A 1,880-nucleotide genomic window follows, 5' to 3' on the forward strand; every position below is an offset into this window, starting at 1 on the left:
CCGTGCTGCATCGCCTGGACCATCTTGATGACACCACCGACACCGGCCGCGGCCTGGGCGTGTCCGATGTTCGACTTCAGCGAGCCGAGCCACAGGGGCTGGTCGGCGGGGCGGTCCTTGCCGTAGGTGGCGAGCAGGGCCTGGGCCTCGATCGGGTCGCCGAGTTTGGTGCCCGTGCCGTGCGCCTCCACGGCGTCCACGTCGGCGGGGGTCAGCCGGGCGTTGGCGAGCGCCTGGCGGATGACCCGCTGCTGCGCGGGCCCGTTCGGGGCACTGAGCTGGCTGCTCCTCCCGTCCTGGTTGACCGCCGAGCCCCGGATGACGGCCAGCACGCGGTGGCCGTTGCGCTGGGCGTCGGACAGGCGCTCGAGCAGGATCATGCCCGCGCCCTCGCCCCAGCCCACACCGTCGGCCGCCGAGGCGAACGCCTTGCAGCGGCCGTCGGGGGACAGCCCGCGCTGGCGGCTGAACTCGACGAGGGTGGTGGGGATGGCCATGACCGTCGCACCGCCGGCCAGCGCCAGGTCGCATTCGCCGTTGCGCAGGGCCTGGGCGGCGAGGTGCGGGGCCACGAGTGAGGACGAGCACGCGGTGTCGACCGTGACCGCGGGTCCTTCGAGGCCCAGCGTGTAGGACACCCGGCCCGAAGCCACGCTGAACGCGCTGCCGGTGCCTATGTACCCCTCGAATCCGTCGGGGATGTTCTGGAACAGCCGCGTGCCGTAGTCGCCGTACATGACGGCCGCGAAGACACCCGTGCGACTGCCGCGCAGGGTGGTCGGAGCGATGCCCGCGGACTCGATCGACTCCCAGGCGGTCTCCAGGAGGAGACGCTGCTGGGGGTCGATGGCGAGGGCCTCGCGCGGGCTGATCCCGAAGAAGTCGGCGTCGAAGAGGTCGGCGTCGTGCAGGAAGCCGCCCTCACGGGTGTAGGACTTGCCGACGGCGTCGGGGTCGGGGTCGTACAGGCCTTCCGCGTCCCAGCCGCGCCCGGAGGGGAAGCCGGAGATCGCGTCCGTACCCGACGCCACCAGCTGCCACAGCTCCTCGGGCGATGTGACACCGCCCGGGTAGCGGCAGGCCATGCCGACGATCGCAATGGGCTCGGACGACGCGTCAGCGAGCTGCTGGTTGCGATTTCGCAGCCGCTCGTTCTCCAGCAAGGAGGCGCGCAGTGCCTCAACGATCTTGTCGGACGCCGTAACCATGGTCAGCTCCCCGCTTGAGTGGAATCAGGAATCGGTCTGGGCAAGGGCGATACGGATGAGGTCCTCGGCGTCCGCGTTCTTGATCGCGTCCGCCGCGTGCTCGCTCTCCGCCCGTGTCGGCGCCGGGTCTTCGCGTACGCCGGCCAGGCGCATCAAGACCTCGAGCACACCGGCCTCGCGGAGACGCGCCAGCGGTACGTCGGCGATGGCCCGCCGCAGGGCGGCCTCGTCCTCGCCCGGCGCGGCGGAGGTGTCCGCGGCGGTCGAGGGCGCGAGCTCCGTCCGCAGGTACTCGGCCATCGCCGCGGGCGTCGGGTAGTCGAAGACGAGCGTGGACGTCAGACGCAGGCCCGTCGCCGCGGACAGGCGGTTGCGCAACTCGACCGCCGTGAGCGAGTCGAAGCCCATGTCCATCAGCCCGCGCTCGGCGTCGATCGCCCCCGGCTTCTCGTGGCCCAGCGCCGCCGCGATGTGGGTACGGACCAGATCCAGGACGACGCGGCCCTGATCCGCCGCACTCAGCCCGCTCAGCTGCCCTCGCAGCGCCTCTGCCTCCCCGGCGCCGCCGGCTCGACCCGCGCGTCGTGCCGGAGTGCGGACGATGTCGCGGAGCGTGGTCGGGAGTGTTCCGGCGTTTGCTTGTGTGCGGAGTGCTGCTTGGTCGAGGCGGAC

The 1,880-nt window shown here is 71.9% G+C and carries 2 protein-coding genes; both read right to left on the reverse strand.

The window, feature by feature from the left end; all coding sequences use genetic code 11:
• A partial coding sequence (locus ABZW10_RS38665; RefSeq protein WP_355376397.1) for a beta-ketoacyl synthase N-terminal-like domain-containing protein occupies positions 1-1,208 on the reverse strand: 1,208 nt, incomplete at its 3' end.
• 24 nt (positions 1,209-1,232) lie between these two features.
• A partial coding sequence (locus tag ABZW10_RS38670) for an acyl carrier protein (RefSeq protein ID WP_355376399.1) occupies positions 1,233-1,880 on the reverse strand: 648 nt, incomplete at its 5' end.

This window comes from Kitasatospora sp. NPDC004723, assembly GCF_040609255.1.
Classification (GTDB): Bacteria; Actinomycetota; Actinomycetes; order Streptomycetales; family Streptomycetaceae; genus Kitasatospora.